General features: G+C 38.1%; 6 protein-coding genes, 2 tRNA genes and 3 pseudogenes. 6 read left to right on the plus strand and 5 right to left on the minus strand.

Annotated elements, in window-relative coordinates; translation table 11 throughout:
• Nucleotides 1–999 precede the first annotated feature (999 nt).
• From ACFIJL_RS07470 to ACFIJL_RS07480, 3 genes and pseudogenes are all read right to left on the minus strand, one after another.
• On the minus strand, nt 1,000–4,134 hold the full coding sequence (locus tag ACFIJL_RS07470; RefSeq protein ID WP_375623938.1) for an autotransporter outer membrane beta-barrel domain-containing protein: 3,135 nt from the start codon (nt 4,132–4,134) through the stop codon (nt 1,000–1,002).
• Between the two features lie 402 nt (nt 4,135–4,536).
• Nucleotides 4,537–4,764 (minus strand): annotated as a pseudogene (locus tag ACFIJL_RS07475) (Arm DNA-binding domain-containing protein); the annotation flags it as partial.
• A gap of 500 nt (nt 4,765–5,264) precedes the next feature.
• Entirely contained in the window at nt 5,265–11,699 is a 6,435-nt protein-coding gene (locus ACFIJL_RS07480; RefSeq protein WP_375623940.1) for an autotransporter outer membrane beta-barrel domain-containing protein, read from the minus strand.
• A 198-nt stretch (nt 11,700–11,897) separates the two neighbouring features.
• On the opposite strand from ACFIJL_RS07480, the gene ACFIJL_RS07485 reads away from it, so the two are divergent.
• From ACFIJL_RS07485 to ACFIJL_RS07505, 5 genes are all read left to right on the plus strand, one after another.
• Complete coding sequence (locus tag ACFIJL_RS07485; protein ID WP_375623942.1) at nt 11,898–12,848, plus strand: siderophore ABC transporter substrate-binding protein; 951 nt, start codon at nt 11,898–11,900, stop codon at nt 12,846–12,848.
• Between the two features lie 103 nt (nt 12,849–12,951).
• A complete protein-coding gene (locus ACFIJL_RS07490) occupies nt 12,952–13,908 on the plus strand; it encodes an ABC transporter permease (protein ID WP_375623944.1) in 957 nt (318 codons plus the stop codon).
• The gene (locus tag ACFIJL_RS07495) at nt 13,901–14,851 is read left to right on the plus strand and encodes an iron chelate uptake ABC transporter family permease subunit (protein WP_375623946.1); all 951 of its coding nucleotides are present in this window, start codon (nt 13,901–13,903) and stop codon (nt 14,849–14,851) included. The genes ACFIJL_RS07490 and ACFIJL_RS07495 overlap by 8 nt, the downstream gene beginning before the upstream one ends.
• Complete coding sequence (locus ACFIJL_RS07500) at nt 14,848–15,606, plus strand: ABC transporter ATP-binding protein (protein WP_375623948.1); 759 nt, start codon at nt 14,848–14,850, stop codon at nt 15,604–15,606. Before ACFIJL_RS07495 ends, ACFIJL_RS07500 begins: the two co-directional genes overlap by 4 nt.
• Before the next feature lie 64 nt (nt 15,607–15,670).
• Nucleotides 15,671–15,741, plus strand: a tRNA-Gln gene (locus tag ACFIJL_RS07505).
• Nucleotides 15,742–15,882: 141 nt separating this feature from the next.
• Here the strand turns inward: ACFIJL_RS07505 and ACFIJL_RS07510 are convergent.
• Together ACFIJL_RS07510 and ACFIJL_RS07515 are read right to left on the minus strand one after the other, a co-directional pair.
• Nucleotides 15,883–16,088, minus strand: a pseudogene (locus ACFIJL_RS07510) (DNA adenine methylase); the annotation flags it as partial.
• 1,714 nt (nt 16,089–17,802) lie between these two features.
• Nucleotides 17,803–17,994, minus strand: a pseudogene (locus ACFIJL_RS07515) (glyoxalase); the annotation flags it as partial.
• 459 nt (nt 17,995–18,453) lie between these two features.
• Between ACFIJL_RS07515 and ACFIJL_RS07520 the strand changes: the two are divergent.
• A tRNA-Gln gene (locus ACFIJL_RS07520) sits at nt 18,454–18,527 on the plus strand.
• Nucleotides 18,528–18,723 lie beyond the last annotated feature (196 nt).

Genomic DNA, 18,723 nt, shown 5'->3' on the forward strand with positions numbered 1-18,723 from the left:
AAAGAATTTGCAAAAATATAACTGAACAACGACAGAACAATCACCTTTAAAGTTGTTATTCAAAAGCAGCCTTAATCAGTTGATATGCATTAAAACACCTACTTTAACTGCTGTCTAATCACCCCCAGAACGGGTATAATCAACATCCTTACGATAGATATTATATTGAAACAATGTGCACTCTGTAAGCAGACAAAACATATGCCAAAATTGAGAAACAAGAGTTCACATACGCCTTTTTAGGCAATTTTCATAGAAATACAGCCTAATTTAGAAAGAGGAGGAAAGTGTAAAAATCAAACAGTTCCAATTTTATCTTCTCTTTTTAATTCAACTTTACAATATTCAAAAACATTCAGAGCCATATTTTAAAAAGTGAAGATGACACATGATTTCATCTTTTTATTTATGCATTTAAAGAAAACACACTTTCAAAAAACAATACGTCATTATGTTTCTCATTCACCAATTTTCTCAGATATCTCTTTTCTTTCCCCCCATTTTGCAACAACAGCGGATATAATATAAAGTTCATCGGATATAACGCTCATTGCGTTTACGTAAAATAGAGAAGTATTCTTTTTTCCAACTTTTCATATTGTAAATCCTCTCCTCTTAACACACTTCACAAAAGTCTATAAATCTTTTCTTAAACAAATTTTTATCCGCTTACTCATCCACCTTGTGATATATGCAAACGAATGCTTTTTATGGATTCATCATAAAAGCCTTAAAAATATTTCAGCACCCTAAATTAAAATTATCTTTATAAATAAGTGTGTTATAAATAATATAATTATCACTCTGAAATACGCGTTTTGAAACAATAACGTACAAACTCATTAAATTTCTCAAGAAAAACAAAAGAAGTCCAATCAGAAAGCGTATTAAAGATATACAAAATCACTCTCTTGTAAAAATGAAACGAATAAAGAACGAGAAAAAGCCACAAGCATAACTTGTAGCTTTTTCAAAGATTAATCAAAAACAGGAACAACACTAGAAATGATAACGCAATCCACCTGAAAAACTCGTTCCAGAAAAACCAGCTTTCGTTAGCTTGTGCTGATAAACCAAATCGCCGTAAAGCGCAAATTTTTGAGACAATTGTGCATTAAAACCTAATCCTGTTTCTAATGAAGAACCAAAAGCACCTAGCTGGAAAGCATCTTTAAAATGCACAAATTGTTTTCCTTCAAAACCATGAGCAAGATGAAGTTTGCCATAGAAAGAAATAACTTGAGCCTCATCAGTAGCGACCAGCCTCTTTGTTAAACGCCCCCCAATACGCCCTATCCATTGATGAAGCTTTCCTAAATCAATATCAAAGCCGTCCACATCACGCACCTTATTAAATTGAAGATATTGATAAACAACCTGAACTTGAGGATCAAAAACAAAACCGTTCTCTCCTACCATAAATGTTTTACCAGCAGTCAATGAAGCACTTAAAGGATTTCCCTTTAATGTTGCCGTCTTGCCACGTGCAGTTGTTAGAACATCACCCTTAAAAAACCCATAAGACACAAGACCATCAACGTAAAAACCCGCATCATGCTGCATACCACCGTATGCCGTAACTGACCATTTATCAAATGTACTTTTTTGACTCTGTTCAACATTCAAAGGTTGCAAAGAAAATCTCTCGTAAGCCCCGATAATTCCAAAAGAAGTGGAACCATACGTATTTTCGATTGCTTTTAGCAAAACACCTGCCTCTAGTGCATTATAATCAAACTCGCCGCCATAACCATATTCAAGCGCGGAAAGATTTGAAGTATAACGATGATTGCCGCCATAACCGCTCACAAAAAAGAGAGGCTTTTCACGACTTTCTAATAAGCCCCCAGAAGTAATTCGCAAAGCTTCTAACCGCTTATTTTGATTGTTAACATTCATCAAACCAATATGACGTAAGGCATTAGGCAAAAGGAGATAAGTCGGAACCTGCGGAACAACAGCCTTAACGCCCGGCTTAGGACGAGGATGAGGCTCCGGAGAAGGTTCTGGTCCCGGAATTGGCTTAGGAGCAGGATCTGGTTTAGGTTTAACATCAGAATCTATAGATCTACTTTCAAGACGGAAATCCCAAAAATCTCCGTTCCCTTCAACTAATCTCTGATCCATACTTGCTTTTCCAAACTCAGATTCTGGACCATAACTATAAAGCTTATACTGATAAGGTAATGCGTTTAACGCTACATAACCACCTTCCAACTGAAAAGAATCTTGCTTTGCTTCTCCAGAAACCTGAATAATTGAAATACCTTCAGCATTCCCCCCCTTTCCCGTATATCCTCCTGGACTTCCTGCAACACCATGCACACGGAGCATTGTTTTTCCTGAAACATCACCATGAATTAAAACACGATCAGTCTTTTGATTAACAAGAGCACCGCCCTTATTCAGGTATGTATTAAGAGAAATAGAGGCACCGCCCTGTGCTTTATAAACTTCACCCTTTCCCTTTCCAATACGAAGGGTTTGATAATCATCAACAGAAGAAGATTCATGTCTTTTAAAATTAATAGAGCTCTCACCCATAAGACTCACGAGTGAAATAGAAGAATTATGCGCAGCCTCATTTTGATCTTTTTGCAACGGTTGTTGTAAAATCCATTGAGAACGGCCTCCCAAATAAAGCTCAGCATTAGAATTTTTATCAACGTGTGTGCGACCCTCAAGAGTAGAAGCATCCGCCAAAACTGTTATAGAAGCACCTTCCTCAGCTTTTAATAAAAAATTCCCTGAGTGAAGAGTGCTGTGCACCAACCCCACCACACCAGAAATAATGTTTCTACCATAAATAGCCGCATCGTCTAAAACAGAAAACTCTGTTCTATCCAAATTAACAACTTCTAATCGTGGTGGAGCTTTTTCTTCCTCGAATGAAATCTCCTCTTTTTTATCTCTCCCTTCACTCCATGGCTTCTCGCCCCGCAAGTAGATACCATAAGATCCCTTACCCTTTACGGTAACAAAAGAAGACTTAAGATTAATCTCAGTCACATAAAAGCTATTCGATAAATCTTCAGCTGCATCTCTATCTTCGATTTCAGCTTCTGTTTCAGATAGTTCTGATACAACACTAAAAGGCTTGACTGGATTTTCTAATAATATACCATGAGCATCCTCAACATTAATAGTTCCCCCTTTAAACTCAACAAAACCACTTTCATCCATTAAAAAAACCGTGTGATTTTTATCTTTGTATCCCTTTCCAGCAACAGTAACACCATCGAGAATGACCTTTCCCCCTAATACCGCAGAAACGCCGTGACTGTTGGTAAAGCGGAGCTCCCCACCTTCCATCCAGATATCTGCCCCACTATAACTGGAAAGGCTTGCCTTCCCATCACGCGTATTAACTTTTGTATTCTCTAAAATAACCAATGAATTCTCCACGGCTTCAACAGCCCTATCACTCTCCCCTATAATCCCCTCCTTTACCTCAATTATTCCATTATTAGCGAAAAGAGCTAACTTTGTATTTTGAAGCGTCGTTTTTTTCAAAACAATCTTTCCGTCATCTGATACAGCCACACCACGCAAAAAAGATTTATCAGAAACTTCACTGCTAACAGTTACATTCTCTCCATAAACTCTGGTCCCTATCCGTTTTACCGTTATAGCAGTAGGATCTTCAGGATAGTTGGAAACGTTCTTATTTGTAATCCTATAAGATTTATTATCAATTTTAAGATCTGTCCCGCAATTATCGCATATATAATACAACCCATTATAGTAATAAAACCCACGCTTTATACCTCTTTCATCAAAGTCTGCATCTTTAACAGAGTTATCTATATGACCATTATTCGATCCCTCCATTCCACTCAACCCATGATAATCACTTCCCCCACGAATACCCTCATCGTTATTGCCAACACGGTTCACACGAATATAATGATTATTCTGCCCACTCTCTCCACTAAGGGGAGGCTTATACGCATTACTTCCATTAAGATGAGGACCAGAAGTAACACTAATACTGTTGAGCGGAATAACACTTATAGTATAAGCTATACCGTTCCCCTCTGCAGCCGCATAAACTTCTCTTCCACTTTGGAGAAAAGAGAGGATAGCAGTTGTACAAGCACATAAACATACATGATTTCTAAAAACTTTAATCATAGTTCCCTCGAAACTTTCCTTCCCCTCTCATTAAAAATAAAAGCACCTGCAAAACACCCCATTGCACACCTCAAAACACGAAAAGTGTAACAAAAAGAATATGCCTCATGCTCATCTGAACTGTGCAATGAATTATCCCAATAAATTTGGCAAAAGCTCTACGCCAAAACCACCTATAAGAGAATAGTTACAAAACACACCTTATGAGTGTATAATGCATTCTGTATTTCCTGTAAAGAAAAAATAAAACCAGTGCGTGCAATTAATTAAAAACACAATCAAGCCTTGTGAACTTAAAAAATTAATCCACAAGGAGATGAATGAAAAAATAATTTAAATCCGTGAAAAACAAACTCTCAAAAATGAGCTTTAGAAAGCATCAATATGGTACCTTAATGAAGTATTGTTTATTGCCTCACGCTTTTGTTTATCACGTTCTTTAATGAAGTCACATCCCTCACGCAAAACAGAACACCATTGCTTTGCATATTCACGCGCTTGTTTTAAAGAGATATCTCTCAACGCTCCCAATCCCATTTCACGGCGCAGCCCGTGAAGGATATAACAATAAAACCATTAAGTCGCCCCATCTTTATGCTTATGAAGAAGCAACCCAACACCATCACACACTTTGCCAGCTCGTGGGTGTTACGACAAACCCTTAACTTTTGAAACAATGCATTATAGGCACTTTTAGTCTTTTTTTGTACAATTTATATCCACATATTAATTTCGCTTGTAACGTGCAAACGAATGGTTTTGATTGATTCAACATAGAGAGATTTGAAATGAGAAAATCTTACGATATTCAAGACTCTCATTCAACATGCAAAATAATTAGATTATCTATATAAATCAATATATTACCTAAAAAACAATGTAACGCATGGCATCCCCCCTGCACTCTTTAAAAGCCCATAAAAGTAAGTCTCTCGATTGCACCATCAACAGCAAAAATTTTAAGAAAATTCACTTTAGTATAGAAAAACGCTCTCATACGTAAAATAAACTATGTTTTTTGGTTCACATCAAGAAGACGAGAAGCTTTTAAGAACAACACAAGTTGTTATAAAGAAAAAAGGCAGCACATTGTGCTGCCTTTTCTAATAAGGTACATAGTGTACCTTATATTAAAACTGATACCGTACTCCTCCGGAAAAACTTGTTCCCGAAAAACCAGCCTTATTAAGCTTATGTTGATAGAGAATATCAGCATGCAGAGAAAACTGTGGCAACAATTTGGCATTAAAACCTAATCCAGCCTCTAGAGAAGAACCAAAAGCCCCTAACTTGAAAGCATCATTGAAATGCACAGACTGTTTTCCTTCAAAACCATGAGCAAGATAAAGCTTACCATAGAAAGCAATAGCATTCACGCCTTCAGAACCTGTAGGAATCTTAGTTAAGCGTCCACCAACACGTGCTACCCACTGATTAAGGTTACCCATTTCAATATCAAAATTGTCAATATCACGGGCTTTATTAAACTGGAGATGTTGATACACAACCTGAACCTGCGGATCAAAGACAACCCCCTTATATCCTGTCATAATTGTCTGACCACCAGCTAAAGAAACACTCAAAGGATTACCTTTTAATGTTGCTGTTTTACCCCGTGCAAGGGTGAGAACATCACCTTTGAACAGACCATAGGATAAAAGACCGTCGACATAGAAGCCAACATTATGCTGCATGCTACCATATACCGTAGCAGTCCATTTATCAAATGCACTCTTCTGACTTTGCTCAACATTCAAAGGCTGCAGAGAAAGTTTTCCATAAGTTCCCATAACGCCAAAGGATATAGCACTGTCGGTATTTTCAATAGTTTGCAGCAGAACACCTGCCTCTACACCATTATAACTAAGATCGCCGTCATAACCATATTCAAGAGCAGAAAGATCTGAAGCATAACGGTAACTTCCACCATAGCCGCGTAAATATAAAGCAGGATTTTCACGAACCTCTACCATTCCTGTAGAAGTCATCCGCAACGTCTCCAACTGCTTATTTTGATTGCTAATATCCATCAAACCAGCATGGAATACGCTATTAGGCAAGCTGAGATAAGTTGGAACCTGTGGAACAACAGACCTTACAAATTGTTCAGGAAGGGCAGCAGATCCAACAGACTTAACATACTGATTTTCTAGACGGAAATTCCAAAATTCTCCACCATCCTTAACAAATTTCTGTTGCACATGCTCCTGCTTCGAAGTCGCTTCTGGAGCATAAGCACGAAGAGTATATTTGTAAGGTGAGTTTCTCAGCGCAACATAATTGCCATCGAGTTGGAAAGAATCTTTCTTCGCTTGACCATAGACCTGAATAATTGAAACACTATGAGCAATCTTGGCATTCGCTTTACCATCTCCTACATTGCCCGCATCACCTCGTACATGTATTTTTGTTTTTCCAGAAACATCACCATGAATGACAAGCCGATCAGTAACTTGCTGATCACTCGGATCACGAGGATTTAAACGTGCATTGAGATGAATTACAGCATCACCCTGTGCCGCATAAACTGTTCCTTTCCCATTTCCAATATGGAGAGTCTGATATTTTCCTTCAGATTCCGAAGGTGCAAAATTAATAGCACTATTTACAAGACTTACAGAAGAAATGCATGAATCCACACATCCTAAATCTGAAGTACCTAAATTCTTCTGCGTACTTCTTTTTAGAATCCACTGTGAACTATTAGCCAAGTCTAATTTTGCATAAGAACTTTTATCAACGCGAACATCACCTTTAGCAATAGAACTATCAACCGATACCGATATATTCGAACCATTCTCGGCTCTTAATAACAAGTCACCAGCAAGAGTTGTTTTATTTTCTAATGAAACATGACCACCAGAATTATTACCATAGATCGCTATACCATTTGCAACTTCAAAACCAGTTTTCTTCAACGAAACTGTCCCTGTTATGCCTATAGGTGTTTTCTCCTGTTTGGATACAGCGCTCCGCTTAGCAACAATTGCTTTCTCCGTTGCTAAATTCTTACTTCGATTTTGTTGACTCGCTTCTTTCTGTATTCCCCCATCAAAATATATACCATAGGTTCCATCACCTTCCACTGTAACAATAGAAGACTCGATATTTGCATGATTCATAGTAGGACGAACCTCAGAAGATCTCCTTCTCCTAGAAGAGCCGGTCTCAACCACATTATCATCAGACTTCATAATCCACAAAGCATATCCATCAGTCACAACATTCCCATTCTTAAAATCAATAGAAGCATTATCACTCAACAGAAAAGCTGCACGCCCAAAATTATCTGCAGAATCTAACTTACCTTGTCCTTTTTTCGCAGTAATATTAACTTTGTCTAACTCAACGCTTCCCCCAGCTTCTGACCTCACAGCCACTCCCTTTTCCAAAGTAATAGCCCCAGAGTCCATAGACACCTTACCAGCCTGACTTACCAAACCAGCCACAGCCAAATCCCCCGTCACGTTAATTCTCGTATCCTTTAAATTAACAGATGATCCAGAACCCGCCAAAGCGCCCACATAAAGCGCATCGACTGTCCCACCAGTCATCTTAACTTTTCCGCCACTTTTAGCTTCAAGCCCAATTACAGAAGATTGAATTGTTGAGTTTTTATCCAAAACAATCTCTGCTTTTTCTTCTGCAAGCACAGCACTCACAAACTTTGATGGAGTAACACCAAAATTACTTCCTTTATCAGATTCTGCTCCAACAATGGTGGCAGTTTCTAACTTAACAACTGTATTACTCTTTGCATGCATAGAATGCTGAGTATCACCACGCGCCTTCAGTGTTTGTCCTGTTATTGTGTGTAATTTTCCATCGGCACAAGAATAAGCAACTTGCAATCTCTCCGCACCATTTTTCCCCATATCACCACTACATTGAGAAGAACCACCTTCCTGCTTTATACCATTGGTTGATGTAACAGTATATACAACCACAGGGTTTTGCGATTCAGATCTAAGTGTGTTGGCTCCTCCAGTAGAAAGTAGAACACGCCCTACAGGTTTATCTCCCATCTCCTTAGATGCAGGATTCTCTTGCTTAAACGCAGTAGAATTAACTAAGGAAGAAGAAGCCTTAGGCTTTCCAGTTTTTCCAGAAGTAGTAGGTTCTATAGTCTCTGAACTTCCCAACAAAGAAGATTGAGGAGCAGAAGGCTCAGCAGGAAGAACATCTAACGTAGAAGATGAAGTACCTTCTTTAGTTCCAGCGACTGACGAAATTCCAGCCAAAAGACCTAACTCCACATCAGAATCGCCTGTGTCAGACCTCCCAAGTCCAGAACTCTCCGGCGTAAAAGATTGAGGAGCAGAAGATATAACAGCCTGAGACGGAATTAATCCAACCTCTGTAATATCACTATTCACATCAACTGTATCAGTATCACTGTGGGTCACTGTAGCATTTTCTACTTCATTCTGACTATCTGTTCCATTAGGAGAAGCAATAAGAGAAGTATCTTCACTTCCATCAACAATCTCCTCAGTTGTCAAAACTCTTAGTGAAGCAGATGGAGTATGTCCTTCTGATTCAAAAGTTGTAACAGGATTTCCAACAGATACATCAGCCTCTTCTACATCAGATCTCCCAAGTGATTCAGGACTCCCTAGCAAAACAGAAGCAGTAACTTGATCTGGTACTAATGAAGAATCTAATCCTGAAGAACTATTTACCCCAGAAACAATGCCTTCATCTTCAGATGACGAAACATCAAAAACAACAGGTCGCGCAAAAGGTGTCTTAGGACTAATACGATTACGAGGTCCATGAGCTATACTTTGCCGCCTCTCACCATTTTCTAATTTACTTTCTAAGCTGAAAATCCACACTACATCAGGTCTATTTTCAGGTTTTCTTGGTCTACTGGAATATCTTATTGGACCAGAAGCACTATATTGCATTGGACCAGAAGCCCTAAGAACATATTGATAAGGTGATCCCTGCAATGTAACATATTCATTAGCAAGTTTAAAAGAATCTTCTTCTGCTTCTCCATAAACTTGAATAATTTGAAGAGAGGCAGGTTTTTTTCTATTTTCCTCCCGTCGATCTTGATTTTGTACACCTTGACGCTGAACTTTCGCTTCATTTTTTAATGTGTTATTTAAAGTGGTGATGACAGAAGTATCATTTACATACACCTTCGTTGTTCCAGAAACATCACCATGAATCAAAAGCTTATCAGACACAAGCTTAACATTATCTAAATTATCAGAAACAAAATTCACATTAACATAAAGCCTAGCATCTCCCTGAGCACGGAAACCGTTACCTAGAGTGTTTTCATCTCGTCTATTTCCAATTTGCAGTGTTTGATAACCTTCATCTTCACTTCTTGGAGGCAAAAATACAATACTACTATCAAAAAGATCTACAAACGAAAGCTTTGAATCTATACGATTTGTATTTCTCTCCGATTGTTTATGATGAATACTTTTTGTTAAATACAATCCTGAATGAGACAAATAAAGTGCAGCATTTGCATTCTCATCAACACGAGCTTCACCTATAATTGAAGATTTATGAGCATGCACGAACAGATTAGAATGAGCTTCAGCTTTTAAAAATAGATCACCCGAAAGAACACTACCCTCTCCTAAAATGACAGCACCATTTACATCACCACCATAAATAGCTATACCTTCTGGAATTTTAAGAGTGGTGTTTTTTAAAGCAACCATCTGCACTTTCTTATTATCGTTTTCATCTATTATGGTTCCTCCTTCCCCTTCTTCAGCTACCGTATTAAAATATATGCCATAAGAATCTTTTCCCGCTATTTGAATAGTTGATTCTTTAATATCAGCTTTAATCTTAAAATAATTTTTATTCTCCATATCTCCCGTAATACCTTGCATATATTGCAAAGCATTGCTATTACCTACAGTCCATTTTAGAGTAGAGAGAACATCTTCAAAAGCATCATCCATAACGTGATAAACATCATAGAGTGCATTCAGTTCAAGCATATCATCTTTTGTATAAATAGAATCATTATTATCATTATCATCAATAACAAAACGATTCGCCAAAACACCAGCTCCGAAAGCACGATCATCCATTGGACCGACTACAAACTCATCAATACCACGAGTAACCCACAAAACAACTGCATCAGAACTCTCAACTCTTCCTTTATTAAAAGAAATAGCCCCCCCATCTGACAAGAAAATAAGATTTGAAGATTGTGTAGAATCAACACTATTTCGCCCGCTTATCCCCTTTTTAATGTTAATATTAACCCCATCTAATTTTACAACCCCTTTATGCCCTGCTACAACTCCCACCCCCCCTTTATCAAGATTAATCGACCCAGATTGCATCATAATTCCAGATCTACCAGAACTGCGCAACCCAACCCCAACTGCATAAAAATTCACTCCATCTAGAAAAACAAACGACGCAAGATCAGTAGCAGCTCCTATCTGACTATAATAGATCCCCCCATCTTTCATATGAATCCTTCCTTCGTTTTGTGCATCAACCCCGACTATAAATTCCTTAATACTTGAATTTTCTAGCTTAACTTTTGAATTAAGCGTTGCTAATACCCCCGCCCCCATTTTTGCATTAAGATAACCATTCAAATTATTAGGATCATTATTTTCATTAGAACTCAAAATAACATTACCTTCTGGAGAAGCCTTCCCCCTAATAGACACTTTCTCTAACTCAACAGTTGTCCCTCGAACTAAATACAAGACTTCTTTCTCACCTGCTTTATACACTTCTTTCTGAGTAACCTGTCCTGTTGCATGCATAGCATTATCGCCAAATTTCAACACACTAATAGTACTTCTCTTTAGTGTATGAAAACTCCCATCAGAACAGATCACAGAGTTAAGGGTCTTAAAACTCCCATCAGAACATGAACTTGCAACAGAAACAGGAGCAGGAGCAGGAGCACCGGGGACACCACCACCGCCAACGCCGCTAGGAACACCACCAACGCCAACACCGCCAGGAACACCACCAACGCCAACACCGCCAGGAACACCACCAACGCCAACACCGCCAGGGACACCACCAGCGCCAACACCGCCAGGGACACCACCAGCGCCGCCAGCGCCAGGGACACCACCAGCGCCGCCAGCGCCAGGGACACCAGCGCCGCCAGCGCCAGGGACACCAGCGCCGCCAGCGCCAGGGACACCAGCGTCGCCAGCGCCAGGGACACCAGCGCCGCCAAGTCCACCAGCGCCGCCAAGTCCACCAGCGCCGCCAAGTCCACCAGCGCCATTACCACCAACGCCACCAAGTCCACCAGCGCTATTGTCACCGCCACTAGGAACACCAGCAGCACCGTCACTAGAGACTTTAGCTCTACCGCCACTGCCTTGGCTTAAGTTGGCGATTTGTGGTGAAGGAGGAGTTAATACTTCTGTTGCTTTTTTAGGAGTTTTATATGATAATCCAAAAGATGGTATCAGCCCCATCAGTCCTGATGACGATGGCCACCAACCATTCCCCATAGAAGCATCTACACCTTGTAAAAAGAAGAAAGCACTTGTTGTCAGTGCGTACAAACGTGTACGCTTTTTAAATACATTGATCATATGTCAAACTTTCTAAATAATGTTGCAAAAACACTAGAATTAAGTGAAAATGAGGTAAGTGAACGATTTGTAACATATGTAAGTCAACTTTACAACATAGTGTTATTTATTTGCGCTTCATTTTGTGCATAAAAATACCAAAGTTAAGTTTTTAAGTGCGCAAACCTTTGTAATATTAGATAAAAGGATAAAATCACGATGATAAAATATATGAAATGGATGACTTCTGTTTTACTGGTTGCAATCAGCTTTGCAACGGTTTTATGGACTCATACGAGTATTGCAAATACCAGTACCCAGACAAATGTAACGATTAATCATGTTTCAGGCACGACTTCTGTTCCCGCTTCTCCGCAAAAGGTTGTTGTGTTTGATCTTGCCTCGCTAGATAATATGAATCGCCTTGGTATCAAAGCCGTTATCGGCCTTCCTGAAGGAAAAAAACCTTCCTATCTGCAACAATTTAATGATGAAAAATATGAAAGAATCGGTACCGTTTTTGAACCAGATTATGAAAAAATTGCCACTCTTCAACCCGATTTGATTATTATTTCCTCCAGAACTCAAGCAAAATATAAAGATTTATCCAAAATAGCTCCAACAATTGATCTAACCGTAGAAAACGAAAATTCTCTTGAAGATATTAAACGAAATGTGTCTATCCTTGGAAAAATTTTTGGCAAAACACAAGAAGCAGAAAAGGAAATTGCAAAAATCAATGAAGCTTTTGCTGAAGTCCGTAAAAATACCCAAGGAAAAGGCACTGGGCTTATACTCATGACCTCTGGTGGAAAAATCAGTGCTTTCGGACCAAAATCACGTTTCGATATTTTTCACTCCGCTTTTGGAATTGCCCCTGCAACCGATAAACTTACCGTGCAAAAACATGGACAACTCATTTCTCCTGAATTCATTCTTGAAACCAATCCTGATTGGTTGTTAGTGATTGATCGCGATGCAGCCATTGGACGGGAAGGACAATCCGCAGCACAATTGCTCAATAATGAGCTTGTTCACCGCACAACAGCGAGCAAACAAAACCAAATTATTTATTTGGACTCTTGGAGCTGGTATCGTGCAAATGGTGGTTTAACGGCACTCATTGAAACCGCACAGCAGATCAATGAAGCCTTTACAAAGAGCAAATAAGCGCACGAAAGAGCTTGCTTGCTATATAAATAAAATTTAAAAGCAGAGGTTGTTTATTAAGCAGTCTTTGCTTTTTGTAGATTTTGTTAGAAAATGATTTAACGTGAAGAATTACTGGATAACCATAACACTTCTAATTTTCCTGTCTATCCTCAGCATTTTTGTTGGTTATTCTGATGTCACACCTTCTAACCTTTTCGCAGCCGATCCCCATGCGTGGCTTATTTTTTGGCAAACACGTCTTCCTCGTACCATTGCAATCCTTTTAGTAGGCGCAGCACTTGCACTTTCAGGCATGATTATGCAACTATTGACACGCAATCGCTTTGTCGAGCCATCAACCACGGGAACCATTGAATCTGCTTCCCTTGGCATTCTTTTTATTATGATTTTTTTACCCGATATCCCTGTTTTAGGAAAAATGGTCGTTGCGACAATTTTTGCCATGGCAGGCACTTTACTTTTTATGTTTTTATTGCGACGCATTCCTCTAAAATCTGCTCTCATTGTCCCCCTTACAGGGATTATGCTAAGCTATATTATTGGCTCTTTAACCAATGCCATTGCAGATTATGAAATGTTACTTCCTTCTCTTCAAGCTTACTTATTTGGCAGTTTTGCGATGGTTCTTGAAGGAAAATATGAACTCTTATGGTTATCCCTTCCCCTTTGTATTCTGGCCTATTGTACTGCTGATCGCTTTACGGTTGCAAGTTTGGGAGAAGATTTAACCAATAACCTTGGATTGAATTATCGTGTTGTCATGTTTTTTGGTCTTTTTATTGTCGCCTCAATCACTGCTGTCGTTGTCTGTACCATTGGCCGTATTCCTTTTGTTGGGTTGATTATTCCAAATATTGTTTCAAGTTTCATGGGAGATAATATGCGCTATACCGCTCCTTGGGTGGCCATCAGCGGTGCAGGATTGGTCTTGATTTGTGATCTTTTAGGACGAATCATTCATCCCTCTCTTGAAATTCCCATCAGCACCATAATGGGTGTAATCGGTAGTTTTATTTTTATGATACTGCTTTTACGCTGGAGAAAGCGTCTTGGATAAAAGAAGAAAAACAATATGTGTACTAACAACACTTATCATCATAGCATGTACTATCATTAGTCTTTACATGACATGGAATATCAATGTTTATACATGGAAATTTCGTCTTACAAAACTTTCCTCTCTGCTTCTTATTGCCTATGCAATAAGCGTTTCTACGGTTTTATTTCAAACAATCGTTAATAACCGTCTTCTTACCCCTTCAATTATGGGATTTGATCAGCTTTATATTTTAATAAAGACTGCCCTAATGTATTTTGTAGGCTCTCTTTCTTTGCCCTTTTTGAATGAAGAAGGACAGCTCGTTCTTGAAGCACTCATTCTTATTCTTTTTTCAATAAGCCTTTTTCGCTGGCTCTTTTCAGGAAGCCTAAAAGGGCTTCATTTGACGCTTTTAATCGGTGTTGTTTTAGGCGGCTTTTTTTTCAGTTTACGGATGTTTATGCAATTGCAACTCAATCCAGACCAAATGATGAATTTAACGGATATTATGTTTGCAAATTTTAATAAATTCAATACACCATTAATAAGCTTTGCCACAATCATTGTCTTCATTGTGAGTCTGATTGGATGGCATTCCCGTCATCTTCTTGATATTTTGGCTTTAGGACGTGAAAATGCTCTTAATCTTGGCGTTAATTACCACAAAAGTGCAACAGCTATCCTTATTTTTGTTTCCATTCTCGTATCCATTTCCACTGCATTGGTAGGCCCCGTCACCTTTTTTGGACTGTTAGTTGCCAACCTTTCCTATGAACTTTCTCCTCAAGCAAAACACAGTGTTGTTGTCCCTATTGCAATATTATTGGCTATTATTTGTTTGGTGGGGGGACAATTTATTTTAGAACAAATTTTTCATATGGCAGGGCGTTTAAGTTTTATCATTGAGTTTTGTGGGGGTATTGTTTTCTTAATGTTACTGATGAAGGGAAAACTAAAATGATTGAAATCAATCATCTTTCCAAGGCTTACGGAGCACGATTGATTATCGATAATTTATGCCTTCATCTTCCAAAAGGAGGGATTATTTCTCTCATTGGGCCCAATGGTTCCGGAAAATCAACTCTTTTAATGCTGATAAGACGTCTTTTGCCACACCATAATGGTACAATTCATATCGACGGCTTTGATATTGATAAAATGCCCCACGATATTTTGGCTCAAAAACTCTCAATTCTGCGTCAAGAAAATCCTTTGTCTTTTCGCTTAACCGTGTACGATTTAGTAAGTTTCGGACGCTATCCTTATTCAAAAGGCTGGTATACACATGAAGATAAACAATTTATCGACAGTGCGCTACGCTATCTCGGCTTACAAGATTTAAAAGACCGTTTTTTAGATGAGCTTTCTGGCGGTCAGCGTCAACGCGCTTTTATAGCCATGGTTATCTGCCAAGACACTGATTATCTTCTCTTAGATGAACCATTAAACAATCTGGATATGAAACATGCCGTTTCTATGATGAAGCAATTACGCCGCACAGCTGATGAACTGAAAAAAACCATTCTTATTGTTATGCACGATATTAATTTTGCCTCATCTTACTCAGATATGATTGTTGCATTGAAAAATGGGAAAGCGGCCTATTGTGGGACTCCAAAAGAAATTATGCAACCAGAAATTCTTAAAGACATTTACGATGTCGATATTCAAATCAAAACAATTAATGACATCCCTATCGCTCTTTATTATCGATAATCATAAATATTTTTTGCGCTTGCATGCACTATAGAATCTGCTAGGGATAGTAAAATTGGCTTATTGGGGAATAGTTTAATGGTAGAACAGCGGACTTTGACTTCATCAATCTTGGTTCTAATCCAAGTTCCCCAGCCCGTATTTTATGATTGTAGCTTGTCATCGGGTTTTGTATAATTTGAAAGCAGATTTTGCATCAATTTATTTTTTTCAAAGGATCTGCAAAAACTTTCAAAGGTCATTTAAAATCCCTTTAATGCATATTTTTCTCTTCCTCTAAAAATCGCAATTTGAGATGATAAGCTCTTGAGCTGGAGGTGGATTCTTTGAACCACATGTATAAGATTATGTGCCAACCCCTTTTATCTTAAATTGGCTAAAGATTTTTCGGATCTGAGGCACATCATTGACTTTCCCTTTAATTGCACAAGCAAAGCAAACATCGTCTGGTAATCCTCTCGCTTAAACAAATCCTTTCCATAGTAATATACGCATATCTAGCTCTGTTTATGGCAATGCCAAGGTTTCCCATCATGCCAAGGTCTGGGGTAAAGCCCTATGGCAATGCAAAATTAAACAGTAAAAGTAAGTGTTATTTCCCCCCAAATGTGAGATTTATGAAAACGAATAATATTATCAAGATTACAGATACAAACAAATAAATGACAGGCAAGGAACGCCTTATTTAATAGATATAAACCTATCTCTAAAGAGAGAATCCATAAAAGAAAGCCGTGCCAATTGATATGACACGGCTTTCAGATATTGATTATAAGATTCAAATGAACCATCCACAATGGAGTAATCAATACATATATACAAAACGTATCATATTGCAAGCGCTCTATTAAAGATATGAAAACTTATCAAAAGAAACGTAAATGACAGCTATGATTTTGATATCATTCATTAGCATTATAGAGCCTATAAACGCTTGCTAACTTTATCAATCCAATCAAAAGAAAATGCATCTTAAATGAATGTCTTCTCAATAAGGTTTTCATAAGCATTTTTTCATTTTGCACTCAAATGTAACTTCTTTGCAAATTAACCAGCTCAAATTTGAGTTGGCAAAATCAACCAATCCAATTTTGGAGGCGTTATCTTTAGAAGAGCCATCTTTAAACATTATAGCTTTTGACTCAAAATTGAGTAAAATCCCATACCTTAGATGTTACAATGGTTTTGAATTTTGCTGCCTCATTTTTTTTCAATAGGTGCCCCCAAAATTTTGGGAGAACTCATTTGGTTTCGTATTTTTAAACTGTAACTTTTAAAACGTTTTTTCTCACTTTCTTGCGTTATATCATGGAAAGACTTTCAATTTCATAAGACATAACATTGTGATTTCATTCTATATTGTGATGATAGTATCTATATAATGCCTGCCTATCATTTACTAACTTTTTAGTAAGCGTTTTAAAAAACGATCTTATCTTTAAATCCTTTTGTGCAATCTTTATGAACTCAATCTATAAGCTTATGATCGTTTCAAACGATTATTCCTTTTAAGATTGCACTCAAATAAAGAGCAAAACACATCCCATTCTTAAACGTATACAATTTATGTTATCGATAATTCCAAACGACTGAAATTTAAAACAATGTGATTTGTGCTGTGATAAAAACGTATCATAAAATTTATGACCTGTTATGAATGATAACCGCTTTTTATTTCATTTGAATGCACCCATGCGTTATAATATTTGCATCATGATTTGCTTTTTATGGTCTATTCATCCATGGCAATCTTATATAAAAAATGATCAATTCAAACATGCATAAAAGTATGGATTCTTAAGTGGGTTCATACAAAATAACTGCACTTAATGTATTGATTTTATTAGTTTTTTATGTACAATACCTTTTTAACTTCAAAAGATATCAATTTCCTTGTAAAGAATATTCCTCCCATTCCAACAAAAGACTCCACATAAGGCGATGAGGGATAGCTTCTATGATTTACAGGTACTGATCACTGGCCATGCAATAACGCCGACTGATGTCCAAGCCAATGAGGCCGCCTGTGGGAACAGGCAAGTTGTGGGGCTGAATATAATGGAACAGCACCGAACGGATAAGCCACGCGTCGTAAGTAAGCCTCTTAGCGTGCATAGCTTATAGGTTTTGGAAACAGACAATTATTATAATTCAGGTATTATAATTCAGACGATTAAACATCGGATCTCAGGCTTTTTAATCTAGTGAACAAACACGAATAATGTGTCCGTCTGGATCTTTGATTAGGAAGGTACGTCCAAATACATCAGTATACGGTTCCTTCAAAACATTTATCTCAACAGTGGTTTGCTCTTTCCATTCCGCATAGAGCTTATCTACATCCTCTCCCTTAGGCAACATAATGCCGATTTCTGAAAAACGAGGTGCATTTTCCTCAGGCGTATCGCCCCCAGATCAGAGAGCAAAGAGTGCATCCCCCGAAAAAGAAAATGCAACATAGCGTGGCAAAGTAAACACAGGTTCTTTCTTGAAGATGAATTTGTAAAAAGCTGTAGAATACTCTATGTTTGAGACATATACCAACTGTAGGTTTGGGGTAACAGGATAAGTGGAAATATTACTCATTAATTCTCTATGATTTAGGAACAACTGCCTGACAGGCTATACCTATATAGAGGGGTATTTCAACAAGAGTTTGTGATGCTTCCATTCGCGGTGTGCTTTATTTATGTGTTTTTACTCGCTTATTGCTATATGCTAAAATATCGAGGACGCCCCTACTGGGATTATAATGATATCCCTATCGCTCTTTATTAGTGATAATCTAAAGATTTTTTGCACTTGCCTACACTATAGAATCTGCTAGAAATGGTAAAATTGGCTTATTGGGGAATAGTTTAATGGTAGAACAGCGGACTCTGACTCCGTCAATCTTGGTTCGAATCCAAGTTCCCCAGCCAGTGTAGTGTAGCTTGTAGCTTGTTGTAGCTTGCCAGTTGTAGCTTGCCAGCAGGTTTTGTATATTTTGCCACTAGGTTTTGTACCAATGTAGCTTGCCAGCAGGTTTTGTATAATTTGCCACTAGGTTTTGTACCAATTTATTTTTTTTCAAAGAGTTTTTAAGGGGTTCTCAAAGGGTCTTCAAAGACCTTTCAA

This window comes from Bartonella sp. TT119HLJHH, from assembly GCF_042193385.1.
Taxonomy (GTDB): Bacteria; Pseudomonadota; Alphaproteobacteria; order Rhizobiales; family Rhizobiaceae; genus Bartonella.